Consider the following 26,189-nt stretch of genomic DNA (forward strand, 5'->3'; position numbering starts at 1 on the left):
AATGTTTAACCCAAAAATTAGTATTATGAAGGTAGATGTTCATGCCGTTAACTTTGCTGTTGACAGAAAGTTGGTAGATTTTATTCAGGAAAGAATGGATAAATTAGAAAAATATTACGATCGGGTTGTCTCGGCAGATGTTTTTTTAAAGGTTGAAAGAACAAGTGATAAAGAGAATAAGGCTGTGGAGATTAAGATTAATGTTCCTGGTGATGATTTTTTAGTTAAAAAACAATGTAAGACTTTTGAGGAAGCAGTAGAGCTTTCTGCAGAATCTTTAGAACGTTTACTGGTAAAAAGGAAAGAAAAAATAAGAGCACACATATAATTCAAAAATTTTTTCAAAAAATGTTTTGATACAAAGATAAAATAGCTACATTTGCAGTCCGTTAGAAATAGCGGACTTTTTTATTGATATTGCCAGCGTAGCTCAGTTGGCTAGAGCAGCTGATTTGTAATCAGCAGGTCGTGGGTTCGAGTCCCTCCGCCGGCTCTAAATATTTCAAATGCGATTTGAAATTGTTCATGTAATTATTGATAAAAAGGGGAGATACTCAAGCGGCCAACGAGGGCAGACTGTAAATCTGCTGTGTGAACTTCGCAGGTTCGAATCCTGCTCTCCCCACAAGAATGAAGTTGAGGTTTTGGAATGTAAATTTCAGATCACAAACAGAACTCTCTGCCGACTTAGCTCAGAGGTAGAGTGCTTCCTTGGTAAGGAAGAGGTCACGGGTTCAATTCCCGTAGTTGGCTCAAGTAAGTAGGAAATTGAATTAATATATAACTAAGATTAAAAATTAAGTAAAATGGCAAAGGAGAATTTTAATCGTTCCAAACCGCACTTAAACATAGGTACAATTGGACACGTGGATCACGGAAAAACTACATTAACTGCAGCAATTACAAAAGTATTGTCTGATGCTGGTTACTGTCAAGCAAAATCGTTTGATCAAATCGATAACGCTCCAGAGGAGAAAGAAAGAGGTATTACTATTAATACATCACACGTAGAGTATGAAACAGCTAACCGTCACTACGCTCACGTTGACTGTCCAGGTCACGCGGATTACGTAAAGAACATGGTTACTGGTGCTGCTCAAATGGACGGAGCTATCTTAGTAGTTGCTGCTACAGATGGTCCAATGCCACAAACTCGTGAGCATATCCTTTTAGGTCGTCAGGTTGGTATTCCAAGAATCGTTGTTTTCATGAACAAAGTGGATATGGTTGATGATGCTGAATTGTTAGAGCTTGTTGAAATGGAAATTAGAGATTTATTGTCTTTCTACGAATATGATGGGGATAATGGTCCAGTTGTTCAAGGTTCTGCTTTAGGAGGATTGAATAATGATCCTGTTTGGGTACCAAAAATCATTGAATTGATGGAAGCTGTTGATGCTTGGATCGAAGAGCCAGTGCGTGATGTAGCTAAACCTTTCTTGATGCCGGTTGAAGATGTGTTTACAATTACTGGTCGTGGAACTGTTGCTACAGGTCGTATCGAAACAGGTATTGCTAATACAGGAGATCCAGTTGAAATTATTGGTATGGGAGCTGATAAATTGACTTCTACTATTACAGGAGTTGAGATGTTCCGTAAAATCCTTGATAGAGGTGAAGCTGGAGATAACGTAGGTTTATTGTTAAGAGGTATTGATAAAGAATCTATCAAAAGAGGAATGGTTATCATTAAGCCAGGATCAGTAAAACCACACGCTACTTTCAAAGCTGAGGTTTATATCTTGAAAAAAGAAGAAGGTGGGCGTCATACTCCATTCCATAATAACTACCGTCCACAGTTCTACGTACGTACAACTGACGTTACAGGAGTTATTACTTTACCAGAAGGAGTAGAGATGGTAATGCCTGGAGATAACTTAACTATCAATGTTGCTTTGTTAAGCCCAATCGCAATGAGTGTAGGTTTACGTTTTGCTATCCGTGAAGGAGGTAGAACAGTAGGAGCTGGTCAGGTTACTGAAATAGTAGGATAATCCTATAAATATTATAAGAAGCCAGTTGATTTTTCTTAACAGAAGTCACTGGCTTTTAATTACGGGCGTAGTTCAAGGGTAGAATAGCGGTCTCCAAAACCGTTGATGGGGGTTCGAATCCCTCCGCCCGTGCAATAAAAAATATATCAAATGACAAAAGTTACTAATTATTTATCAGAGGCTTTCGAAGAGTTAAAGTCAAATGTTACTTGGCCTGATTGGGCTGAGGTTCAAAAATTGACAATTGTTGTGGCTGTATTTTCGATTCTGTTCGCTTTGGCAACATGGGGAGTAGACGAATTTTTTGCAAAAGCTTTGGCTGGATTTTTTAACTGGTTAAAAGGATAATTTTTTTGTGATGACAGATAATAATGTGAAAAAATGGTATGTAGTTAGGGCAGTAAGCGGACAAGAAAATAAAGTTAAAGCTTACATCGAAACTGAAATTGCCAGATTAGGTATGGGTGATTATGTTTCCCAAGTTTTAGTGCCTACAGAAAAAGTAGTTACTGTAAAAGACGGAAAGAAAATGTCTAAGGATAAAGTTTATTTTCCTGGATATGTTATGATCGAAGCGAATTTAGTTGGTGAGATACCTCATATTATTAAGTCTATTACCAGTGTTATTGGATTTTTAGGTGAGATCAAAGGAGGAGAACCTGTTCCTTTGAGACTTTCCGAAGTAAATAGAATGTTAGGTAAAGTAGATGAGCTAGCTGTAAATACAGATACTCGTGCTATTCCTTTCAACTTAGGAGAAACTGTAAAGGTAATAGATGGTCCTTTTAATGGTTTTAATGGAACAGTTGAAAAAATCAATGAAGAGAAGCGTAAACTTGAGGTTATGGTTAAGATTTTCGGAAGAAAAACACCTTTGGAATTGAGTTTTATGCAAGTTGAAAAAGTATAATTTTTGTTACATCTATAATAACCACTGCAATTGCTTCCAATAATTGTGGTGTTAAATTTTTTAAAAATGGCTAAAGAAATTAGTAAGGTAGTTAAACTACAAGTTAAGGGAGGTGCTGCGAATCCGTCGCCACCGGTTGGACCTGCTTTAGGAGCTGCTGGGGTTAATATCATGGAGTTCTGTAAGCAGTTTAATGCTAGGACACAAGATAAACCTGGCAAAATATGCCCAGTACAAATTACTGTGTATAAAGACAAATCATTTGATTTTGTTATTAAGACTCCTCCAGCTGCTGTCCAATTATTGGAAGCTGCAAAGCTAAAGTCTGGATCAGGTGAACCAAATCGTAAAAAAGTAGCTAGCGTTACTTGGGATGTTATCAAAGCAATTGCTGAAGATAAAATGGTAGATTTAAATGCATTTACAATCGAATCTGCTATGAGTATGATCGCTGGAACTGCTAGGTCTATGGGTATAACTGTATCAGGAGACGCTCCTTTTTAATTAAAAGAAAGAAATGGCAAAATTGACAAAAAAGCAAAAAGAGGCTGCTTCAAAAATTGAAAAGAACAAACTATATACTTTGAAAGATGCTGCTGCATTAATTAAAGTTATAGCTTCTGCAAAATTTGATGAGTCTGTTGATATCGCAGTTCGTTTGGGCGTAGATCCAAGAAAAGCGAATCAAATGGTTAGAGGTGTAGTTACATTACCTCACGGAACTGGTAAAGACGTTAAAGTATTAGCATTGGTTACTCCGGATAAAGAAGCGGAAGCTAAAGAAGCTGGAGCTGATTATGTAGGTCTTGATGATTATTTACAAAAAATTAAAGATGGTTGGACAGATGTTGATGTTATCATCACTATGCCGGCTGTTATGGGTAAATTAGGTCCATTAGGTCGTATTTTAGGACCTAGAGGTTTAATGCCTAACCCTAAAACAGGTACAGTAACTATGGATGTTGCTAAAGCTGTTGCAGAGGTTAAAGCTGGTAAAATCGATTTTAAAGTTGATAAAACTGGTATTGTACATGCAGGAATTGGTAAAGTTTCATTTGGAGCTGAGCAAATTTATGACAATGCACACGAAATTATTCAAACATTAATCAAACTTAAACCAACTGCTGCTAAAGGTACCTATATTAAAGGTATTCACCTTACAAGCACTATGAGTCCTGCAATTGCATTGGATCCAAAAGCAGTATAATTGGTAGTTAATAATTTTTAGTATGACTAGAGAAGAAAAATCAATCGCGATTGAAGATTTAACTGCACAGTTAGCTGGTACAAATATTATTTATGTATCTGATATTTCTGGATTAAATGCAGAAACTACTTCAAGCTTGAGAAGAGCTTGCTTTAAAGCAGGTATAAAATTAGAGGTTGTAAAAAATACTTTGCTTGCAAAAGCAATGGAAGCTTCTGCTAATGACTATGGTGATTTACCTTCAGTATTGACTGGTAACAGTGCTATATTTATTTCGGATGTTGCAAATGCACCTGGAAAAATAATTAAAGATTTCAGAAAAAAATCAGCTAAGCCTGTATTAAAAGGAGCTTATATTAATTCTGAAATTTATATTGGAGATGATCAATTAGATGCATTAGCAACTATTAAATCTAAAGAAGAACTTCTTGGAGAACTTATTGGATTATTGCAATCACCAGCACAAAGAATTATTTCTGCTTTACAAAACAAATTCGCTGGTAGCGAAGAACAAGCTGAAGCATAATAATTCATGCAGGGAATTCTATTTCCTTGTGACTTAATTAGCGCACAATAAATAAATTATATTTTACAAATCATTTTAAACGATAGAAAAAATGGCAGATTTGAAACAATTCGCAGAACAATTAGTTAACTTAACAGTTAAAGAAGTTAACGAATTAGCAACAATATTAAAAGATGAGTACGGTATCGAGCCTGCTGCTGCAGCTGTAGTAGTTGCTGCTGGTGGTGGAGAAGGTGCTGCTGAAGAAGCACAAACTGAATTTACAGTTGTATTAAAAGAAGCTGGAGCTTCTAAATTAGCAGTTGTAAAATTAGTTAAAGAACTTACAGGTTTAGGTCTTAAAGAAGCTAAAGATGTAGTTGACGGTGCTCCAAGTAACGTTAAAGAAGGTGTTTCTAAAGAAGAGGCTGAAGGTCTTAAAAAATCATTAGAAGAAGCTGGAGCTGTAGTTGAGCTTAAATAATTCAACTCGGTTTTAAGAACTAGGTTTAGGTCTTGAGTTAACTCAATGACCTAAACCATTTTTCGTATAATAAAATATATCCAATTTTATTATCAAATAGTTTAAAATACGAAAAAGTTTTTGATCAATACGAAGAAAAAAAATAAACTAAATTTAATATTTATTTTTAAAGATGTATTGATTATAATAAGAAAGTATAGATTAAACAGTGTGTGTTTACACAAAAAATTACTTTTTTTTAATCAAAATTTTGTCCATTGATGATAACAAATCAGACTGAAAGATTGAATTTTGCCTCTACAAAAAATATACCGCAATATCCGGATTTTCTTGATGTTCAGGTAAAATCGTTTAAAGATTTTTTTCAATTAGAAACAAAATCTGACGAAAGAGGCGACGAAGGATTGTACAATACCTTCATGGAAAACTTTCCAATTACAGATACCAGAAACAACTTTGTATTGGAGTTCCTTGATTATTTTGTAGATCCGCCACGTTATACCATTCAAGAATGTATAGAGAGAGGTCTTACGTATAGTGTGCCTTTAAAAGCTAGGCTGAAATTATATTGTACAGATCCGGAACACGAAGATTTTGAAACTATTGTACAAGATGTTTATTTAGGTACAATTCCTTATATGACTCCAAGCGGTACCTTTGTAATCAATGGTGCTGAGCGTGTAGTAGTATCTCAACTACACCGTTCTCCTGGGGTTTTCTTTGGGCAATCATTCCATGCAAATGGAACTAAACTTTATTCTGCCAGAGTAATTCCTTTTAAAGGTTCCTGGATAGAATTTTCTACTGATATTAACAGCGTAATGTATGCTTATATCGATAGAAAGAAAAAATTACCGGTTACAACTTTATTCCGTGCAATTGGTTTTGAAAGAGACAAGGACATTCTTGAGATTTTTGACCTAGCAGAAGAAATAAAAGTTTCTAAAACTGGTATTAAGAAATATATTGGAAGAAGACTTGCTGCACGTGTATTGAACACTTGGCATGAGGATTTCGTTGATGAAGATACCGGAGAGGTAGTTTCTATCGAACGTAACGAAATCATCCTTGATAGAGATACTATTATCGACAAAGATAATGTTGAAGAAATCATCGATTCTAACGTTAAATCTATTTTGTTACACAAAGAGGATAATAATCAGGCTGATTATGCTATTATCCACAACACCTTACAAAAAGATCCAACAAACTCTGAAAAAGAAGCTGTAGAGCACATTTACCGTCAGTTGCGTAACGCTGAACCGCCTGATGAGGAAACTGCTCGCGGTATTATAGATAAATTGTTCTTCTCTGATCAACGTTATAACTTAGGTGAAGTTGGTCGTTACAGAATGAACAAAAAACTTGGTTTAGATATCCCAATGGAAAAGCAAGTACTTACCAAAGAAGATATCATTACCATTGTAAAATATTTGATCGAATTGATTAATTCTAAAGCAGAGATTGATGATATAGATCACTTATCAAACCGTCGTGTTAGAACAGTTGGTGAACAATTGTCTCAACAATTCGGTGTTGGTTTAGCACGTATGGCGAGAACTATTCGTGAGAGAATGAACGTTAGAGATAATGAGGTGTTTACACCAATCGATTTGATCAATGCTAAAACATTATCATCAGTTATCAACTCTTTCTTTGGTACTAACCAGTTGTCTCAATTTATGGATCAAACAAATCCATTAGCTGAGATTACACACAAAAGAAGGCTTTCTGCACTTGGACCTGGTGGACTTTCGAGAGAAAGAGCTGGTTTCGAGGTTCGTGACGTCCACTATACACACTATGGTCGTTTATGTCCGATTGAAACTCCTGAGGGACCAAACATTGGTTTGATTTCATCTCTTGGTGTTTATGCAAAAGTAAACGGAATGGGATTCATTGAAACTCCATACCGTAAAGTAACTAACGGTGTAGTTGATTTAGAAAGTACACCAATTTACTTAAGTGCTGAAGAAGAAGAAGGAAAAATGATTGCTCAGGCAAACATTGAAATGGATGAGACTGGTAAGATTACAGCTAGCAATGTTATTGCTCGTGAGGAAGGTGACTTCCCTGTTGTTGAACCATCTGTAGTTGATTACACTGATGTTGCTCCGAACCAGATTGCTTCGATTTCTGCTTCATTGATTCCTTTCCTAGAGCATGATGATGCGAACCGTGCGTTGATGGGATCGAACATGATGCGTCAAGCTGTACCATTAATTCGCCCAGAAGCTCCTATTGTGGGAACAGGTTTAGAGCGTCAGGTAGCTTCAGATTCAAGAGTATTAATCAATGCTGAAGGGCATGGAACTGTTGAATATGTTGATGCTAATATCATTACTATTAAATACGATCGTACAGAAGACGAGAGAATGGTTAGTTTTGATGCTGATGAAAAAACATACAACCTAATTAAATTTAGAAAAACCAATCAAGGTACAAGTATCAACTTGAAACCAATCGTAAGAAAAGGTGATAGAGTTATTCCCGGACAAGTATTGTCTGAAGGATATGCTACTCAAAATGGAGAATTAGCTTTAGGTAGAAACTTAAAAGTTGCGTTCATGCCATGGAAAGGGTATAACTTCGAGGATGCGATTGTAATTTCTGAAAAAGTAGTTCGTGATGATATTTTTACTTCTATCCACGTTGATGATTATTCATTAGAGGTTAGAGATACTAAGTTAGGAAATGAAGAGTTAACAAACGATATCCCTAACGTTTCTGAAGAAGCTACTAAAGATTTAGATGAAAATGGTATGATCAGAATTGGAGCAGAGGTTAAACCTGGCGACATTTTGATCGGAAAAATTACACCAAAAGGAGAATCAGATCCTACTCCGGAAGAGAAATTGCTTCGTGCAATCTTCGGGGATAAAGCAGGTGATGTAAAAGACGCTTCATTAAAAGCTTCTCCATCTTTACACGGTGTAGTTCTTGATAAAAAATTATTTGCTAGAGCCGTAAAAGATAAACGTAAACGTACTCAGGATAAAGATGCTTTAGGAGCTCTTGAAATGGAATTTGAAACTAAATTTGTCGAATTGAAAGACAGATTGGTTGAAAAATTATTCCTGATCGTTAACGGAAAAACATCTCAGGGTGTAATGAATGATTTGGGTGAAGAAGTTTTACCAAAAGGTAAAAAATATACTCAAAAAATGCTTTATGCAGTAGAAGATTTTGCTCACTTAAGCAAAGGTCAATGGGTTGCTGATGATGCTACTAATAAAATGGTTAATGATTTAATTCATAACTATAAAATTAAGCTAAACGACTTACAAGGATCTTTAAGAAGGGAAAAATTCACTATAACAGTTGGAGATGAATTGCCATCTGGAATCTTGAAATTAGCGAAAATTTACATCGCTAAAAAACGTAAACTGAAAGTAGGGGATAAAATGGCGGGACGTCACGGTAACAAAGGTATTGTTGCCAGAATCGTTCGTCATGAAGATATGCCTTTCCTTGAAGACGGAACACCAGTAGATATCGTATTGAATCCACTTGGGGTACCTTCACGTATGAACATTGGTCAGATTTATGAGACTGTTCTTGGATGGGCTGGTATGAATTTGGGTAGAAAATTTGCTACTCCAATTTTTGACGGTGCTTCTTTAGATCAAATTAATGAATTAACTGATGAAGCTGGAGTGCCACGTTTTGGACATACACATCTTTATGATGGTGGTACTGGAGAGCGTTTCCATCAAGCTGCAACTGTAGGTGTAATTTACATGCTTAAACTAGGACACATGGTTGATGATAAGATGCACGCACGTTCTATCGGACCATACTCGTTGATCACTCAACAGCCACTTGGAGGTAAAGCTCAATTTGGAGGTCAGCGTTTTGGAGAGATGGAGGTTTGGGCACTTGAGGCTTATGGAGCATCAAGTACACTACGTGAAATCTTAACAGTTAAGTCGGATGACGTTATTGGTAGAGCTAAAACTTACGAAGCTATCGTTAAGGGAGAGTCTATGCCAGAACCAGGATTACCAGAATCATTCAATGTATTAATGCATGAATTGAAAGGTCTTGGACTTGACATTCGTTTAGAAGAATAATAAGTATTAGACAGTAATCAGTCCCGATTTTATCGGGGCTGATTACTCATTTATAGAAGTTTTTAGGATTTATACCCGTAAACCGTTCCGATTTTTTATATAAACCCTAAGTGTTTTATAATTAGCACTTCAAAATAAAAAGGTTTGAAGTTTAGAGAAGTAATCCGAGGTAGTTTTTTAGTCATAAAGTCAAATGTCTTAAAGTGTTAAAGTCTTATCATGACTTTTGACTTCCGATTTTTAAACTTTCGACTAAAGCGAAATCAATTTTTAATTGCAAATAAATCAATAGTAAAAACTATGATGAATAATAGAAATAATAATAAAGATAAAAATCCTGTAAAAAGATTTAATAAAATCTCTATTGGATTGGCTTCACCAGAATCTATCTTGAAAGAATCAAGAGGTGAGGTGTTGAAACCAGAAACTATCAACTACAGAACTCACAAACCAGAGCGTGACGGACTTTTCTGCGAAAGAATCTTCGGACCTGTTAAGGATTTTGAGTGTGCTTGTGGTAAATATAAAAGAATTCGTTACAAAGGTATTATCTGTGACCGTTGCGGTGTCGAAGTTACGGAGAAAAAAGTACGTCGTGACAGAGTAGGGCACATCAACTTAGTTGTACCTATTGCTCATATCTGGTATTTCCGTTCTCTTCCAAACAAAATTGGTTATATCCTGGGTCTTCCTTCTAAGAAATTAGACATGATCATTTACTACGAGAGATACGTAGTAATCCAAGCAGGTATTGCTAAAAATGCAGATGGAGAATCATTACAAAGATTAGATTTCTTGACAGAAGAAGAATATTTGAATATTTTAGATACTCTTCCACAAGAAAACCAATATTTAGATGATATGGATCCTAATAAATTTGTTGCCAAAATGGGAGCAGAATGTATTATGGATTTATTAGCACGTATTGACTTAGATGAGTTGTCTTACCAATTGAGACACAGCGCTAACAACGAAACATCTAAACAACGTAAAACAGAAGCTTTAAAAAGATTACAAGTTGTTGAGTCTTTCCGTGAGTCTAACTTAAACCGCGAAAATCGTCCAGAATGGATGATTATGAAAGTAGTTCCTGTTATTCCACCAGAATTACGTCCGCTTGTGCCACTTGATGGAGGCCGTTTTGCCACGTCAGATTTAAATGACTTATATCGTCGTGTAATTATACGTAACAACCGTTTGAAAAGATTAATGGAGATCAAAGCTCCGGAAGTTATATTAAGAAACGAAAAACGTATGTTGCAGGAATCTGTAGATTCATTATTTGATAACACTCGTAAAGCTTCTGCTGTTAAAACAGAATCGAACAGACCATTAAAATCATTATCTGATTCCTTAAAAGGTAAGCAAGGACGTTTCCGTCAAAACTTACTTGGAAAACGTGTGGATTATTCTGCTCGTTCGGTAATTGTTGTTGGACCTGAATTGAAATTGTTTGAATGTGGATTGCCAAAAGATATGGCAGCTGAATTATACAAACCTTTTGTTATCCGTAAATTGATTGAAAGAGGTATTGTTAAAACAGTAAAATCTGCTAAGAAAATCATAGACAAAAAAGAGCCTGTAGTTTGGGATATCCTTGAAAATGTAATTAAAGGTCACCCAGTATTACTTAACCGTGCTCCTACGTTACACAGATTGGGTATTCAAGCTTTCCAACCAAAATTAATTGAAGGAAAAGCGATCCAATTGCACCCATTAGTATGTACGGCTTTCAACGCCGATTTTGATGGGGATCAGATGGCAGTTCACTTGCCATTAGGACCTGAGGCTATTTTAGAGGCACAATTATTAATGTTGGCTTCTCATAATATCCTGAATCCTGCAAATGGTGCTCCAATTACTGTACCTTCTCAGGATATGGTCTTGGGTCTATATTATATGACCAAAGAGCGTATCTCTACTCCAGAACACATAATTTTAGGTCAAGACTTAACTTTTTATTCTGCTGAAGAAGTAAACATTGCCTTAAACGAAGGAAGATTGGAATTGAATGCTCGTGTGAAAATTAGAGCAAAAGATTTTAATGAAGCTGGAGAATTAGTGTACAAAATTATTCAAACAACTGCAGGACGTGTGTTGTTTAACGAAGTAGTACCTGAAGCAGCTGGATATATCAATGATGTATTGACTAAGAAAAACCTTAGAGATATTATCGGACACATTTTAAGTGTGACTGATGTACCTACAACGGCAGCTTTCTTGGATAATATGAAAGATATGGGGTATAAATTTGCATTTAGAGGAGGATTATCATTCTCTTTAGGTGATATTAGAATTCCAGAACAAAAAACGAAGTTAATTGCAGATGCCAGAGAACAAGTTGAAGGTATCTCAACTAACTATAACATGGGTCTTATTACTAATAACGAGCGTTACAACCAGGTTATTGACGTATGGACTTCAGCAAATGCTCAGTTAACAGAATTAGCAATGAAAAATATTAGAGAAGACCAACAAGGTTTCAACTCTGTATATATGATGCTTGACTCTGGGGCGAGGGGTTCTAAAGAACAGATTCGTCAGTTAACTGGTATGCGTGGTTTGATGGCTAAGCCTAAAAAATCTACAGCTGGGGGTGGTGAGATTATTGAAAACCCGATTCTTTCTAACTTTAAAGAAGGTCTTTCGATTCTAGAGTACTTTATTTCTACTCACGGTGCTCGTAAAGGACTTGCAGATACGGCTCTTAAAACGGCTGATGCCGGATACTTGACAAGAAGACTTCATGACGTTTCTCAAGATGTTATTGTAAACATCGAAGATTGTGGAACATTAAGAGGTGTTGAAGTTTCTGCTTTGAAGAAAAATGAGGAAATTGTTGAGTCATTAGGAGAAAGAATTTTAGGACGTGTTGCATTGCAGGATGTTATAAACCCACTTACTAATGAAGTAATGGTTCAATCTGGTCAACAAATTACTGAGGCAATCATGAGAACTATTGAAGCTTCTCCGATTGAAAGAGTAGAAGTTAGATCTCCATTGACTTGTGAAGCTACAAAAGGTATTTGTGCAAAATGTTATGGTAGAAATCTAGCCACCGGAAAAATGACACAAAGAGGTGAAGCTGTTGGAGTTATCGCAGCTCAGTCTATTGGTGAGCCGGGAACACAGTTAACACTTCGTACATTCCACGTTGGAGGAGTTGCCGGAGGTATTTCTGAAGAGTCTAGTATTGTTACAAGATTCAATGGTAGACTTGAAATTGAAGATTTAAAAACGGTTAAAGGTGAGGACAGTGAAGGTAATGCAACAGATATTGTTGTATCTCGTTCTACTGAGTTAAAATTAGTTGATGAGAAAACTGGTATTGTCTTAAATACACATAATATTCCTTATGGATCCAGCATTTTTGTTAATGATGGAGATGTAGTTACTAAAGGAACTGTAATATGTAAATGGGATCCATATAATGGTGTAATTGTTTCAGAATTTACTGGTAAGATTGCTTATGAAGATTTAGAACAAGGGCAATCATTCATGGTTGAAATTGATGAGCAGACAGGATTCCAGGAAAAAGTAATTTCTGAGGCCAGAAATAAAAAATTAATTCCAACTTTATTAGTTTACGGTAAAGAAGGCGAATTGATTCGTTCTTATAACTTACCGGTTGGAGCCCACTTAATGGTTGAAAATGGTGAGAAAATTAAAGCGGGTAAAGTATTGGTTAAAATTCCACGTCGTTCTTCTAAATCTGGGGATATTACGGGAGGTTTACCAAGAATTACAGAGCTATTAGAAGCTCGTAATCCTTCGAATCCTGCTGTAGTTTCTGAAATTGATGGAGTAGTTTCTTTTGGAAAAATTAAAAGAGGTAACCGCGAGATTGTAATAGAATCTAAATTTGGTGACGTTAGAAAATACCTTGTTAAATTATCGAGCCAAATCCTGGTTCAGGAAAATGACTTTGTAAGAGCAGGTGTTCCATTGTCTGACGGAGCAATTACTCCGGATGATATTTTGAGAATTCAGGGACCGGCTGCTGTTCAACAGTATTTGGTAAATGAAATTCAGGAAGTATATCGTTTACAAGGGGTAAAAATCAACGACAAGCACTTTGAGGTAGTTATCCGTCAAATGATGCGTAAAGTAAGAGTTCAGGATCCGGGAGATACATTATTCTTGGAAGATCAATTAATTCATACTAAAGATTTTATCGTTCAAAATGATAAATTATATGGTATGAAAGTAGTTGAAGATTCTGGAGATTCTGCTGTGTTAAAACCAGGTCAGATTATTACACCTCGTGATTTACGTGATGAAAATTCATTACTTAAGCGTAATGATAAAAATTTAGTTGTAGCCAGAGATGTTATTACTGCCACGGCAACGCCAGTTTTACAAGGTATTACAAGAGCTTCGTTACAAACTAAATCATTCATTTCTGCTGCTTCATTCCAGGAGACAACTAAAGTACTTAACGAAGCTGCAGTAGCAGGTAAAGTTGATGATCTTGAAGGATTGAAAGAAAATGTAATTGTTGGACACAGAATTCCTGCTGGAACTGGAATGAGAGAATACGACAATACAATCGTAGGGTCTAAAGATGATTACAATGAAATGATGGCAAATAAAGAAGAATATATTTATTAATTCTTATCAATTCCCTCTTTTTCGAAGGAGGGAAATTGAAAAAATATTAAAATTATGAGTAATCCGAACAAACAAGAGCAAATTAATATTGAGCTAGATGAAACTATAGCTGAAGGAATTTATTCTAATCTAGCAATAATCAATCACTCATCATCTGAATTTGTATTAGATTTTGTAAATATTATGCCGGGTACTCCTAAAGCTAAGGTGAAATCAAGAATTGTCCTGACGCCACAACATGCTAAAAGATTATTGAGAGCAATTGGAGAAAATATTCAGCGATTTGAGGCTGCACATGGCGAAATCAAAGAAACTGAACAAGCACCAATTCCGCTTAATTTTGGTCCGGCAGGACAAGCATAAAATTTTAAAAGCTCCAGAAAAGGAGCTTTTTTTATAAAATAAATTAATGGAATTGTATTTAATCTGATTTAATTTACTTTCAACGAATATGTTTTAATTGGTTATTAATTAACCATACATTTGAATTAACATAAAATAAAGAAAATTAATTTTTCCATAAAAAAGGTTAATTTAATTCTTAAAAAAGCGACAACTTTCAAAGTTGTCGCTTTTTAATTTTGTATTAATAAGGAAGTATATTTATTCAAATTCCGAAGTAAAAAATAACTTGACATTGGGATATTTACTTTGTGTCATCTGAATTGTAAAATCAGAATCGGCTAAAAATACTAACTGTCCATATTTGTCATGAGCCAGAAACTTCTGTTTGATTCTTCTAAATTCTTTAAATTCATCACTTTTAGGATCGTTCGGCTTTACCCAACATGCTTTGTGAACCGGAAAGTTTTCATAAGTACATTTTGCTCCATATTCATGCTCTAAGCGATATTGAATAACTTCGTACTGCAAGGCACCAACAGTTCCGATAATTTTACGATTATTCATTTCTAAAGTAAATAACTGAGCAACTCCTTCATCCATTAACTGATCAATACCTTTGTCCAATTGTTTTGCTTTCATTGGATCTGCATTATTGATATATCTAAAGTGCTCAGGAGAAAAACTTGGTATCCCTTTGAAACTCATTAATTCTCCTTCGGTTAATGTATCCCCAATTTTAAAATTTCCTGTATCGTGTAAACCTACAATATCACCGGGATATGAAATATCAACAATTTCTTTTTTCTCGGCGAAGAATGCATTAGGACTTGAGAATTTTAAATTTTTCTTTTGACGAACGTGATAATAAGGCTTGTTTCTTTCAAAAGTTCCTGAAACAATTTTGATAAAAGCTAAACGGTCGCGATGTTTAGGATCCATATTAGCATGTATTTTAAATACAAAACCGGACATTTTTTCTTCAGTAGGATCTACCAAACGAGTTTCAGAGTCTTTTGGTCTGGGAGATGGTGCAATCTGAATGAAGCAATCTAATAATTCGCGAACCCCAAAATTATTTAAGGCAGAACCAAAAAATACAGGCTGAATTTTACCGTCTAAATAATCCTGACGATCAAATTTTGGATAAACTTCATCGATCAATTCTAATTCTTCACGAAGCTTGTCTGCCGGCTTTTGTCCAATAATTTTTTCTAATTCCGGATTTTGGACATCTGAGAAAGCAATTGTTTCTTCGATGTTTTTTCGGCTATCACCACTAAAAAGATTGATATTTTGTTCCCATAAATTATAAATTCCCTGAAAGTCATATCCCATTCCGATAGGAAAACTCAAAGGAGTAACTGTTAAACCCAGTTTTTGTTCTACTTCATCCATTAAGTCAAAAGCATCTTTTCCTTCACGGTCTAATTTATTGATAAAAACAATCATTGGAATGTTACGCATTCTACAAACTGCAACCAATTTTTCAGTTTGTTCCTCAACCCCTTTTGCAACGTCAATAACTACAATAACACTATCAACAGCGGTTAAGGTTCTAAAAGTATCTTCTGCAAAATCCTTGTGTCCAGGTGTATCAAGAATATTGATTTTTTTGTCTTTATAATTAAAAGCAAGTACAGATGTTGAAACCGAAATACCTCTTTGGCGTTCGATTTCCATGAAATCACTTGTTGCTCCTTTTTTTATTTTATTATTTTTTACGGCACCTGCTTCCTGAATTGCACCTCCAAAAAGTAATAATTTTTCTGTTAGTGTTGTTTTACCGGCATCGGGATGCGAGATAATTCCAAAAGTTCTTCTGCGTTGTATTTCTTTTAAAAAGCTCATATTTTGTATAAATAGGTTGCAAAAGTACTATTAATTACGGCTTAATAAAAATATTAACTTCTATAATTTAGAGTCATTATCTTAATTATAAAAACCTTTTAAATAAAAAAAGACTGCTCTTTTAGGACAGTCTTTAATGGTTGTTTGTAGGAATTATTGATTAATAGACCAAACTGAATATCCCTTTGGAGGACATTGAATTTTTAGCCATTTATCTGCTTGTGTAGTTGGATACCAAGCAGAGTTGCCTGTAAAATCTTTAATTTGAGTGTTAGCCCAATTTGTCTGTATCCATCTTTCCTGCCAGGATGTTGAGTTATTAATGTAAACTATCAATCCAGGATTTCCGTTATATCCATTTCTTCTTGCTACATATTCATCATTATCTGAATATAAAATGGATGTTGTTCCGGTTGCTTTGTTGTTATGAATCCAGATCAGATTGTTTAGTTTCGTTTTATCAAGCCATTCTTCGTAATCTCTGTAGAAAATTGTTGGATAGCCTTCATGTGTTAAGATGTATGAATAAGCTAATAATTTATTTGAAATCTCATCAGTATCATGATTTGTAACAAAGGTTACGGCTTTGTACGGATTTCTTTTCCACATCATATCATCATTTAAAAGAGCTAGATTATTTCCGTCAAAAGCGTCATTCATTTTGTAGTAACAAGCAAAATCAAACACAGAACTGTTTGCATTATTGGCCCAGTCATTTAATATGTTTACATTAGAATCCCACAATTCGCCAACAGAAAACCCACCTACATTTGCATTCCAGTCCTTTACCACCCATGCCCCAAAACCTTTTACATAGTCAAATCTCCAACCATCAAATTTCATAGTGTTTTTATAATATTTACCAACTCCATCAGCTCTTTTCCATAGCCAATCTTGCACGTATGGATCGGCATGACATAAATCTGGAAAACCTCCAAAAGAACCTTCGTCATTATTACCATAACTATTTTTATAAAAATTCACATAGGTACGTTTAAATTTTCCAGATGCAATTCCATTAAAATTAGTCCAGGTATTGGTTCCTGTAAACGGGTTTGCTTCTGATTGTCCTCCGCTGTTATGATTAATTACAATATCTGCATATACTTTCATGTTTTCAGTATGTGCTTTTGTAATCAGAGTTACTAATTCAGCTTTAGAACCAAATCTTGTTTCTGTAGTTCCATTTTGGTTGTAATCTCCAAAATCAAAATAATCAGTTGGATCGTATCCCATTGAAAAAGGACCATTTTGTGCTTTACAAGCAGGCGGGAGCCATATTGAACCAATTCCAGCGTTCGACCATGCAGTTACTTTGTCGGTTACAGTATTCCACCAATTTCCGCCTGCCGGAACATCCCAATAAAAGGCCTGCATCATAACTCCGCCACCAGGATTATCGACATATTTTCCTGTTAGGGATGATTTAATTTCTGTGCTAAAAGGCTTTCCATCATGATGTGTCACATTAATGATTTCAAACAGTTGACTTTCTTCTATTGAATTGGCTTCGAAGATTTTATCTGAAGAACAGGAACAAAAAAGTGCCAAGATTGCAGCTATTCCATAGATTTTTGCATTGTAGTTTTTCATAATTTGAATTGGTTAAGTTAATAAAGTTTTTAATTGATAATTTTGAAGCTTAAAAAAAAGATATTCTTAATTTAATAACCTAAAAATTGTTAATCATGCATCTAAAGTATAAGTTTTTCAATTTGATTCGTAATTACAAAAAAATAGTTATACAGCGAAAACGTTGTAGTGTTTAAAACTTTTTTTGATATTAACTATTTAAGCTTCTGAATTTTTACAAAAAGCTATTCACGAATTTTAAAGGTAGGTTTGGCTCTGCTTTAGTTAATAATTGGAAGGAAATGGGTTCAATTTGTGAAATCGAAATGCATCCCATATAATTTTTTGTTAATAGTATGGCTGATAGTTGTATTATGTGATTGAATTGTTATTTTTGTTCGTTATAAGTTAAAAAGAATTAAATCTTATTCGTTTAATGATTTTTAGTTTAAAAGGAAAATACGAAGGCAAGATCTTTACATTCAAATTAAATTTAAAATAATGTTATTAAAAAAATTACAGCTAAAAACTATTGATTACAAGTTGGTGCTAACAATATGTTTTTTACTTTTTTTCAATTCAATTATTTCTGCTCAGGAAATTATTAAAGATGTTGTAGCTGAAAAACCTGTTGAAACGAGTTCAATCAATAGACAAAAGATTGATGGTATTATTGCTACAGTTGGAGATTATATTGTTTTAGATTCAGATATTGATAAAGGTTTTCTTGAAATTACTGCTCAGGGAGGATCGGTAAAAGATGTTACCAGATGCCAGATGCTTGGTAAACTTTTAGAAGATAAACTATATGCCCATCAGGCGATTCAGGATAGTATTATCGTTAGTGATGCAGAAGTTAAAAGTATGATGGACGAAAGGCTTAATTATATGATGCGACAAACCGGAGGAGATATAAATAAAATTGTAGAATTTTATAAAAAAAGTTCGGTTGAAGAATTTAAAACTTATTTTGCAGATATATTAAAGGAGCAAAAATTATCTTCAGAAATGCAGAAAAAAATTGTTGATGCTGTAGAAATTACACCTGAAGAAGTTCGTAATTTCTTTAAAAAAATACCAAAAGATGAATTGCCAACTTTTGGAGCTGAGATGGAAGTGGCTCAAATTGTTGTAGAACCTAAAGTTTCAAAAGAAGATAAGCAAAAAGTAATTGACAGATTAAACTCCATTAGAAAAGATGTTTTAGAAGGTTCCAGTTTTGCTACAAAAGCAGTTTTATATTCTCAGGATCCAGGTTCTTCACCTGCCGGAGGATATTATAAAATGACCAGAAAAACTCCGTTTGTTAAAGAATTTAAAGATGTTGCTTTTAGTTTGGGTGAAGGTGAAATTTCAGAACCTTTTGAAACTACCTATGGCTACCATATTATTATGGTTGATAAAATAAAAGGCCAGGAAGTTGAATTGCGCCATATTTTAATTTCGCCAACTGTTTCTGAAGCAGCTTTAAAAGAAGCTAAGGAAAGAATTACAAACATTAGAAATAAGATTGTAAATAAAGAAATTTCTTTTGCTGATGCTGCAAGAACAGAATCTGATCAAAAAGAAACCAGAGCAAATGGAGGAACGTTGATTAATCCGAATACTCAGGATACACGTTTTGAGCTGACGAAGATGGATGCGGCATTATACAGTCAGGTTTCGAATTTAAAAGATGATGAAGTTTCTCAGCCACTTTTGGATACAGATGACAAAGGCAAAAAAACGTACAAATTAATTACTGTAACGAACAGGATTGATCAGCACATAGCTGATTATGCTAAAGATTATACCAAAATTAAAGATTTGGCATTAAAAGAAAAACAAATAAACGCTATTGGAAAATGGTTTGATACTAAAATAAAAGACACCTATATTAAAATTATTGGGGAATACAGAGATTGTGATTTTACAAACAATTGGTTGAAAAAATAATTTTTAAAAAATAGATAAAAAGAGTTAGTTTTATGAATTCATAGAACTAACTCTTTTTTAATTAAAAACCATATTTAAATGTCTGATGTAGCAGCAATTCATAATTTAGTTCAAAAACGTAATGAATTAAAAATAGAAATAGCAAAAATTATTGTAGGCCAGGATGCAGTTGTGGATCAAATTTTATTGTGCATATTTTCAGGAGGGCATGCACTTTTAATTGGCGTTCCCGGTTTGGCAAAAACGTTAATGATAAACACTTTATCTCAAGCTTTAGGTTTAGATTTTAAAAGAATTCAGTTTACTCCGGATTTAATGCCGTCAGATATTTTAGGAAGTGAAATTCTGGATGAAAACAGGCAATTTAAATTTATCAAAGGACCTATTTTTTCCAATATAATTTTAGCTGATGAAATCAATAGAACACCTCCTAAAACACAAGCGGCTTTGCTTGAAGCAATGCAGGAACGTTCTGTAACAATTGCGGGAGAAAATCATAAATTAGATTTGCCATATTTCGTATTGGCTACTCAAAATCCAATTGAACAAGAAGGAACTTATCCTTTACCAGAAGCCCAGTTAGATCGTTTTATGTTTGCGGTAAAACTAGAATATCCAAGTTTTCAGGAAGAAGTTCAGGTAGTAAAACAAACTACTTCTGATGTAAAAAAACAAATAAATCCATTGTTTTCAGCACAGGAAATTATTGATTTTCAAAATTTGATTCGTAGAATTCCTGTGGCAGATAATGTAATTGAATATGCTGTGACTTTAGTAAGTAAAACACGTCCAGACAATCCTTTGTCGAATGATTTTGTTAAGAATTATTTAGATTGGGGTGCAGGACCAAGAGCTTCTCAAAATTTAATTTTAGCAGCAAAAGCACATGCAGCATTTAATGGTAAATTTTCTCCGGATATTGAAGATGTAAAAGCAGTTGCAACGGGTATTTTGCGACACAGAATTATTAAAAATTACAAAGCTGACGCTGAAGGAATAACCGAAGAAATTATTATTCAGAAGTTGATGTAATAGTAGAATTCAAAAAAATATATGGTGTAGACCTAACAGACTTTAAAAGCCTGTTAGGTTTTTTTATTTTAAGGAAGTTTTCAGATAAATTCGGAATTGATTAATAGAATATTTTGAATTGAAAAAGAAAATTTCATTTTTTAATTGTAACTGCTTTACGTAAAAAACTATAACGATATAAATACTTATTTAGAAAAGTTCTTTCTTAAAAATAACATAAAAATCTCACTTCCTTTATAACATATAATTTCGACTTTGTTAAAGAAGAGATATTAAATTATTGATAATTTAATATTGAAGGCTTAAATTGGTTTATTAGCAAAGAATAATGGTGAAATTCAATATTTTGCAATAATAATTTTTCAAAAAGGGTCATCTATTATATTTTTTTTAATTGTCAGCTTTAATTCCTAAATTTGCGAACAAAAAAATAAAAATACCTAATTTACTATGGCTTTTGATAATACTGTTTATAAAGATTACCTTAAGGAAATTGAAGAGCGTAAAGAACAAGGGCTTAACCCGAAACCTATTGATGGTGCCGATTTGTTAAGTGTAATCATTGCTCAAATTAAGGATGTAAATAATGAATATAGAGAAGATTCTCTAAACTACTTTATTTATAATGTTGTACCCGGGACCACTCCGGCTGCTAATTTGAAAGCTAAGTTTTTAAAGGAAATTGTTCTAGGTCAATCAGTAGTTGTTGAAATTACGCCTGCTTTTGCTTTAGAATTATTGTCTCATATGAAAGGTGGAACTTCTATCGCCGTTTTACTTGATTTAGCTTTAGGTAATGATGTTGCAATAGCAAAAGATGCTTCGGAGGTTTTAAAGACACAGGTTTTTCTTTATGAAGCTGATACAGATCGTTTAGAAGCAGCTTTCAAAAGCGGTAACGAAATTGCTAAAGAAATTTTAGAGAGCTACGCTAAAGCTGAGTTCTTTACTAAATTACCTGAAATTGCAGAAGAAATAAAGGTAATTACCTATATTGCTGGTGAAGGAGATATTTCTACAGATTTACTTTCTCCAGGAAACCAGGCACACTCCCGTTCAGATCGTGAACTTCATGGAAAATGTTTAATTTCGCCAGAAGCACAAGCAGAAATCAAAGCATTGGCAACTGCTAATCCTGATAAGAGCGTGATGTTAATTGCTGAAAAAGGGACAATGGGTGTTGGTTCTTCCAGAATGTCAGGTGTAAACAACGTGGCACTCTGGACTGGAAAGCAAGCAAGTCCTTATGTTCCATTTATTAATATTGCCCCAATCGTTGCAGGAACAAATGGTATCTCTCCGATTTTCCTAACTACTGTTGATGTTACTGGTGGTATTGGTTTAGATCTTAAAAACTGGGTAAAAAAGCTTGACGAAAATGGAAAACCTCTTCTTAATGAAAGTGGCGATCCAATTTTGGAAGAAGTTTATTCTGTTGCTACGGGTACTGTTCTTACGATCAATACAAAAACTAAGAAACTTTACAACGGAGACAAAGAATTAATTGATATTTCTAAAGCTTTCACTCCTCAAAAAATAGAATTTATAAAAGCTGGTGGATCTTATGCTATTGTATTTGGAAAAAAATTACAAACATTTGCTTCAAAAACTTTAGGGATCGATATTGTTCCTGTATACGCACCATCAAAAGAGGTTTCTATAGAAGGACAAGGGCTTACAGCTGTTGAAAAAATATTTAATAAAAATGCAGTAGGAACAACTCCTGGTAAAGTGTTACACGCTGGTTCTGATGTTCGTGTTACTGTAAATATTGTTGGTTCGCAAGATACAACTGGATTGATGACTTCTCAGGAATTAGAGTCTATGGCTGCTACTGTGATTTCTCCAATTGTTGACGGTGCTTACCAATCAGGTTGTCATACTGCTTCAGTTTGGGATAGTAAATCTAAGGCAAATATTCCTAGATTGATGAAATTCATGAACGACTTCGGTTTGATCACAGCTCGTGACCCGAAAGGCGTTTACCATTCAATGACTGACGTTATCCATAAAGTGCTTAACGATATTACTGTAAACGAGTGGGCTATCATTATTGGTGGTGACTCTCATACAAGAATGTCTAAAGGTGTTGCTTTTGGTGCTGACTCAGGAACTGTTGCTTTAGCTTTGGCTACTGGTGAGGCTTCTATGCCAATTCCAGAATCTGTGAAAGTAACTTTCAAGGGAGATATGAAAGGGTATATGGATTTCCGTGATGTGGTTCATGCTACGCAAGCTCAAATGCTAAAAACATTTAGTGGAGAAAATGTATTCCAAGGAAGAATTATTGAGGTTCATTTAGGAACTCTTAATGCAGATCAAGCGTTCACGTTTACAGACTGGACTGCTGAAATGAAAGCAAAAGCATCTATCTGTATTTCTGAAGATTATACTTTGATTGAATCTCTAGAGATGGCAAAAGGTAGAATCCAGATCATGATCGATAAAGGTATGGATAACAAAAATCAAGTTCTTAAAGGATTGATTGCTATTGCTGATAAGAGAATCGCTGAAATTATTTCTGGTGAAAAACCAGCTTTAAGGCCAGATGCAAACGCTAAATATTATGCTGAAGTTGTTGTAGATCTTGATCAGATTGCTGAGCCAATGATTGCTGATCCAGACGTTAATAATGCAGATGTTTCTAAGAGATATACCCACGATACTATTAGACCTTTATCTTTCTATGGTGGAGTTAAAAAAGTAGATCTTGGATTTATCGGATCTTGTATGGTCCACAAAGGAGATATGAAAATTTTAGCACATATGCTTAAGAATATTGATGAACAAGAAGGTAAAGTAGAATTCAAAGCACCACTAGTTGTAGCTCCTCCTACTTATAATATTGTTGATGAATTAAAAGCAGAAGGTGACTGGGAAATTTTACAAAAATATTCTGGTTTCGAATTTGATGATAATGCTCCTAAAGGTACAGCACGTACTTCATATGAAAACATGTTGTATTTAGAGCGTCCTGGTTGTAACCTTTGTATGGGTAACCAAGAAAAGGCTGCTAAAGGAGATACAGTAATGGCAACATCTACTCGTCTTTTCCAAGGAAGAGTTGTAGAAGATACTGAGGGTAAAAAAGGAGAGTCATTGCTTTCTTCTACACCAGTTGTTGTTCTTTCGACTATTCTTGGTCGAACTCCTACCATAGAAGAATATGTAACGGCAGTAGAAGGTATTAATTTAACTACGTTTGCACCTTCTCATAAATTATTGGTGCAATAATCAAATTATAATTTAATCATAAAATTCTAAAGCCTGAGAGATAAACTCAGGCTTTTTTATTAGTAACTGCTCATTTTTTTGTACCTTAGAATGTTCAAAAAAAATAAATAAAAACAATTACACAATTATGGCATTTGATATAGAAATGATTAAAAGAGTGTACACAAACATGCCTGGTCGTGTTGATAAAGCACGAGAAATTGTTGGTCGTCCACTTACATTGACTGAGAAAATTTTGTACAATCACCTTTGGGATGGAAATCCATCTAAGGCGTTTGGAAGAGGATTAGATTATGTTGATTTTGCACCGGATCGCGTGGCATGTCAGGATGCTACAGCTCAGATGGCATTATTGCAATTTATGCACGCTGGAAAGAAAACAGTTGCAGTGCCTACAACGGTTCACTGTGATCACCTGATTCAGGCAAAAGTTGATGCTGCAACCGATTTAGCCAGAGCCAAAACACAGAGTAACGAAGTTTTCGATTTCCTATCGTCAGTTTCTAATAAATACGGAATTGGTTTCTGGAAACCGGGAGCCGGTATTATTCATCAGGTAGTACTTGAAAATTATGCTTTTCCTGGCGGAATGATGATTGGTACCGATTCTCATACTGTAAATGCAGGTGGTTTAGGAATGGTAGCCATTGGTGTTGGTGGAGCTGATGCTGTAGATGTGATGTCTGGTATGGCGTGGGAATTGAAATTTCCTAAATTAATCGGAGTAAAACTAACTGGTAAATTGTCAGGTTGGACTGCTCCTAAAGATGTTATTCTTAAAGTTGCCGGTATTTTAACCGTAAAAGGTGGTACAGGTGCAATTGTTGAATATTTTGGAGAAGGTGCAACTTCTATGTCTTGTACTGGTAAAGGTACAATTTGTAACATGGGTGCTGAAATTGGAGCTACCACTTCAACTTTTGGTTATGATGATTCCATGAGTCGTTATCTGCGTTCTACAAACAGAGCTGATGTTGCTGATGCTGCTGATAGAGTAGCTTCTTACTTAACAGGCGATCCTGAAGTATATGCGGACCCGGAAAAATATTTTGATCAGGTTATTGAAATCAATTTATCTGAATTAGAGCCGCATTTAAACGGTCCTTTTACACCAGATTTGGCTACTCCAATTTCTAAAATGAAAGAAGAAGCAATCAAAAACAACTGGCCATTACAAATTCAGGTTGGTTTAATTGGTTCTTGTACTAACTCTTCTTACGAAGATATTTCTCGTGCAGCCTCTTTGGCCAGACAAGTAAGTGCTAAAAACTTAAAAACAAAATCTGAATTTACAATTACTCCAGGTTCTGAAGTAGTGCGTTATACAATTGAAAGAGATGGATTTATAGATACCTTCGAAAAAATTGGAGCTACTGTTTTTGCTAATGCCTGCGGGCCATGTATTGGTATGTGGGATAGAGAAGGAGCTGAGAAAGAAGAAAGAAACACAATTGTTCACTCTTTCAACCGTAACTTTTCAAAGCGTGCAGATGGTAACCCGAATACTTTAGCCTTTGTAGGTTCTCCTGAATTGGTTACTGCTATGGCTATTGCAGGTGATTTAGGTTTTAATCCTTTAACAGATACTTTGATCAACGAAGATGGAGAAGAAGTAATGTTAGAAGCTCCAACAGGAGACGAATTGCCTCCAAAAGGATTTGATGTTAAAGACCCGGGATTTCAGGAACCGGCATTAGACGGTTCAGGAGTTCAGGTTGTTGTGAGTCCAACGTCAGAACGTTTGCAATTATTAGCTCCGTTTGATGCCTGGAATGGTAAAAATATTACGGGTGCAAAATTATTAATCAAAGCATTCGGGAAATGTACTACGGATCACATTTCTATGGCAGGGCCATGGTTGCGTTTCCGCGGACATTTAGATAATATTTCAAACAACATGCTGATTGGCGCCGTAAATGCATTCAACCAAAAAACAAATTCGGTTAAAAATCAATTAACAGGAATATACGATGCAGTTCCTGCTGTAGCACGTGCGTACAAAGCTGCTGGGATTCCGTCTATTGTTGTGGGTGATCATAATTATGGTGAAGGTTCTTCTCGTGAGCATGCCGCTATGGAGCCACGTTTCTTAGGAGTTAAAGCGGTATTGGTAAAATCATTTGCCCGTATACACGAAACTAACCTTAAAAAACAAGGCCTTTTGGGACTGACTTTCGCAAACGAAGCAGATTACGATAAAATTCAGGAAAACGATACTATTAACTTTATTGATTTAACTGAGTTCGCTCCGGGAAAACCACTAACATTAGAATTCGTTCATGCAGATGGTACTAAAGATGTCATTTTGGCTAACCATACCTACAACGAAGGTCAGATTGGCTGGTTCGTTGCGGGTTCTGCATTAAACTTAATTGCTGCGGGAAAAGCTTAGTTTTTAAGATTCAATTATAGTACTAAGCGCTCTGTGAATACAGGGCG

At 34.9% G+C, this 26,189-nt stretch carries 17 protein-coding genes and 4 tRNA genes; 19 read left to right on the plus strand and 2 right to left on the minus strand.

Features of this window, described 5'->3' with window-relative positions; translation table 11 throughout:
- Window positions 1-25: 25 nt before the first annotated feature.
- The 15 genes from hpf (at window position 26) to ACEN2I_RS03920 (ending at window position 14,147) form a co-directional block, all read left to right on the plus strand.
- Window positions 26-328 (plus strand): ribosome hibernation-promoting factor, HPF/YfiA family, encoded by a 303-nt coding sequence (hpf, locus tag ACEN2I_RS03850; RefSeq protein ID WP_264523008.1) that lies wholly within the window; start codon window positions 26-28, stop codon window positions 326-328.
- Window positions 329-419: 91 nt separating this feature from the next.
- Window positions 420-493, plus strand: a tRNA-Thr gene (locus ACEN2I_RS03855).
- Window positions 494-544: 51 nt separating this feature from the next.
- A tRNA-Tyr gene (locus ACEN2I_RS03860) sits at window positions 545-625 on the plus strand.
- A gap of 56 nt (window positions 626-681) precedes the next feature.
- A tRNA-Thr gene (locus ACEN2I_RS03865) sits at window positions 682-753 on the plus strand.
- 53 nt (window positions 754-806) lie between these two features.
- A complete protein-coding gene (gene tuf, locus ACEN2I_RS03870) occupies window positions 807-1,994 on the plus strand; it encodes an elongation factor Tu (RefSeq protein ID WP_441764799.1) in 1,188 nt (395 codons plus the stop codon).
- Between the two features lie 61 nt (window positions 1,995-2,055).
- Window positions 2,056-2,126: transfer RNA gene (locus ACEN2I_RS03875), tRNA-Trp, on the plus strand.
- Between the two features lie 18 nt (window positions 2,127-2,144).
- Window positions 2,145-2,342, plus strand: coding sequence for a preprotein translocase subunit SecE (secE, locus tag ACEN2I_RS03880; protein WP_441764800.1), 198 nt, complete (start codon window positions 2,145-2,147; stop codon window positions 2,340-2,342).
- A 10-nt stretch (window positions 2,343-2,352) separates the two neighbouring features.
- Window positions 2,353-2,904: a transcription termination/antitermination protein NusG gene (gene nusG, locus ACEN2I_RS03885; RefSeq protein WP_441764801.1), complete on the plus strand. Its 552-nt coding sequence runs from the start codon at window positions 2,353-2,355 to the stop codon at window positions 2,902-2,904.
- Window positions 2,905-2,970: 66 nt separating this feature from the next.
- Window positions 2,971-3,408 (plus strand): 50S ribosomal protein L11, encoded by a 438-nt coding sequence (gene rplK, locus ACEN2I_RS03890; RefSeq protein ID WP_441764802.1) that lies wholly within the window; start codon window positions 2,971-2,973, stop codon window positions 3,406-3,408.
- Window positions 3,409-3,421: 13 nt separating this feature from the next.
- On the plus strand, window positions 3,422-4,111 hold the full coding sequence (rplA, locus tag ACEN2I_RS03895; protein ID WP_031456760.1) for a 50S ribosomal protein L1: 690 nt from the start codon (window positions 3,422-3,424) through the stop codon (window positions 4,109-4,111).
- Between the two features lie 22 nt (window positions 4,112-4,133).
- Entirely contained in the window at window positions 4,134-4,637 is a 504-nt protein-coding gene (gene rplJ, locus ACEN2I_RS03900) for a 50S ribosomal protein L10 (RefSeq protein WP_441764803.1), read from the plus strand.
- A gap of 91 nt (window positions 4,638-4,728) precedes the next feature.
- Window positions 4,729-5,100 carry a 50S ribosomal protein L7/L12 gene (gene rplL, locus ACEN2I_RS03905; protein ID WP_007807437.1) on the plus strand — a complete coding sequence of 124 codons (372 nt, stop codon included), beginning with the start codon at window positions 4,729-4,731 and terminating at the stop codon, window positions 5,098-5,100.
- Between the two features lie 260 nt (window positions 5,101-5,360).
- On the plus strand, window positions 5,361-9,173 hold the full coding sequence (rpoB, locus tag ACEN2I_RS03910; protein ID WP_441764804.1) for a DNA-directed RNA polymerase subunit beta: 3,813 nt from the start codon (window positions 5,361-5,363) through the stop codon (window positions 9,171-9,173).
- Between the two features lie 300 nt (window positions 9,174-9,473).
- Complete coding sequence (gene rpoC / locus ACEN2I_RS03915; RefSeq protein ID WP_441764805.1) at window positions 9,474-13,784, plus strand: DNA-directed RNA polymerase subunit beta'; 4,311 nt, start codon at window positions 9,474-9,476, stop codon at window positions 13,782-13,784.
- A gap of 54 nt (window positions 13,785-13,838) precedes the next feature.
- A complete protein-coding gene (locus ACEN2I_RS03920; protein ID WP_441764806.1) occupies window positions 13,839-14,147 on the plus strand; it encodes a DUF3467 domain-containing protein in 309 nt (102 codons plus the stop codon).
- Between the two features lie 240 nt (window positions 14,148-14,387).
- Here the strand turns inward: ACEN2I_RS03920 and ACEN2I_RS03925 are convergent, their stop codons facing one another.
- Window positions 14,388-15,977 (minus strand): peptide chain release factor 3, encoded by a 1,590-nt coding sequence (locus tag ACEN2I_RS03925; RefSeq protein WP_441764807.1) that lies wholly within the window; start codon window positions 15,975-15,977, stop codon window positions 14,388-14,390.
- A 153-nt stretch (window positions 15,978-16,130) separates the two neighbouring features.
- On the minus strand, window positions 16,131-17,570 hold the full coding sequence (locus tag ACEN2I_RS03930; RefSeq protein WP_441764808.1) for an alpha-amylase: 1,440 nt from the start codon (window positions 17,568-17,570) through the stop codon (window positions 16,131-16,133).
- Window positions 17,571-18,050: 480 nt separating this feature from the next.
- Between ACEN2I_RS03930 and ACEN2I_RS03935 the strand changes: the two genes are divergently transcribed.
- From ACEN2I_RS03935 to ACEN2I_RS03950, 4 genes are all read left to right on the plus strand, one after another.
- On the plus strand, window positions 18,051-19,484 hold the full coding sequence (locus tag ACEN2I_RS03935) for a peptidylprolyl isomerase (protein ID WP_441764809.1): 1,434 nt from the start codon (window positions 18,051-18,053) through the stop codon (window positions 19,482-19,484).
- Between the two features lie 78 nt (window positions 19,485-19,562).
- The gene (locus ACEN2I_RS03940; protein ID WP_441764810.1) at window positions 19,563-20,516 is read left to right on the plus strand and encodes an AAA family ATPase; all 954 of its coding nucleotides are present in this window, start codon (window positions 19,563-19,565) and stop codon (window positions 20,514-20,516) included.
- 450 nt (window positions 20,517-20,966) lie between these two features.
- Window positions 20,967-23,750, plus strand: a complete 2,784-nt coding sequence (locus ACEN2I_RS03945; protein WP_441764811.1) for a bifunctional aconitate hydratase 2/2-methylisocitrate dehydratase — start codon at window positions 20,967-20,969, stop codon at window positions 23,748-23,750.
- A 127-nt stretch (window positions 23,751-23,877) separates the two neighbouring features.
- Window positions 23,878-26,142 carry an aconitate hydratase gene (locus ACEN2I_RS03950; RefSeq protein WP_441764812.1) on the plus strand — a complete coding sequence of 755 codons (2,265 nt, stop codon included), beginning with the start codon at window positions 23,878-23,880 and terminating at the stop codon, window positions 26,140-26,142.
- The last annotated feature ends 47 nt before the right edge of the window (window positions 26,143-26,189 follow it).

Origin of the sequence: Flavobacterium sp. W22_SRS_FK3, assembly GCF_052113665.1 — a bacterium.
Taxonomy (GTDB): domain Bacteria; phylum Bacteroidota; class Bacteroidia; order Flavobacteriales; family Flavobacteriaceae; genus Flavobacterium.

Coding starts and splice junctions, on each gene's coding strand:
- secE (WP_441764800.1), top strand. CDS start 2,145: ATGACAAAAGTTACTAATTATTTATCAGAGGCTTTCGAAGAGTTAAAG.
- ACEN2I_RS03950 (WP_441764812.1), top strand. CDS start 23,878: ATGGCATTTGATATAGAAATGATTAAAAGAGTGTACACAAACATGCCT.
- ACEN2I_RS03920 (WP_441764806.1), top strand. CDS start 13,839: ATGAGTAATCCGAACAAACAAGAGCAAATTAATATTGAGCTAGATGAA.
- ACEN2I_RS03940 (WP_441764810.1), top strand. CDS start 19,563: ATGTCTGATGTAGCAGCAATTCATAATTTAGTTCAAAAACGTAATGAA.
- hpf (WP_264523008.1), top strand. CDS start 26: ATGAAGGTAGATGTTCATGCCGTTAACTTTGCTGTTGACAGAAAGTTG.
- ACEN2I_RS03945 (WP_441764811.1), top strand. CDS start 20,967: ATGGCTTTTGATAATACTGTTTATAAAGATTACCTTAAGGAAATTGAA.
- rplL (WP_007807437.1), top strand. CDS start 4,729: ATGGCAGATTTGAAACAATTCGCAGAACAATTAGTTAACTTAACAGTT.
- ACEN2I_RS03925 (WP_441764807.1), bottom strand. CDS start 15,977: ATGAGCTTTTTAAAAGAAATACAACGCAGAAGAACTTTTGGAATTATC.
- ACEN2I_RS03930 (WP_441764808.1), bottom strand. CDS start 17,570: ATGAAAAACTACAATGCAAAAATCTATGGAATAGCTGCAATCTTGGCA.
- rpoC (WP_441764805.1), top strand. CDS start 9,474: ATGATGAATAATAGAAATAATAATAAAGATAAAAATCCTGTAAAAAGA.
- rplK (WP_441764802.1), top strand. CDS start 2,971: ATGGCTAAAGAAATTAGTAAGGTAGTTAAACTACAAGTTAAGGGAGGT.
- ACEN2I_RS03935 (WP_441764809.1), top strand. CDS start 18,051: ATGTTATTAAAAAAATTACAGCTAAAAACTATTGATTACAAGTTGGTG.
- rplA (WP_031456760.1), top strand. CDS start 3,422: ATGGCAAAATTGACAAAAAAGCAAAAAGAGGCTGCTTCAAAAATTGAA.
- nusG (WP_441764801.1), top strand. CDS start 2,353: ATGACAGATAATAATGTGAAAAAATGGTATGTAGTTAGGGCAGTAAGC.
- tuf (WP_441764799.1), top strand. CDS start 807: ATGGCAAAGGAGAATTTTAATCGTTCCAAACCGCACTTAAACATAGGT.
- rpoB (WP_441764804.1), top strand. CDS start 5,361: ATGATAACAAATCAGACTGAAAGATTGAATTTTGCCTCTACAAAAAAT.
- rplJ (WP_441764803.1), top strand. CDS start 4,134: ATGACTAGAGAAGAAAAATCAATCGCGATTGAAGATTTAACTGCACAG.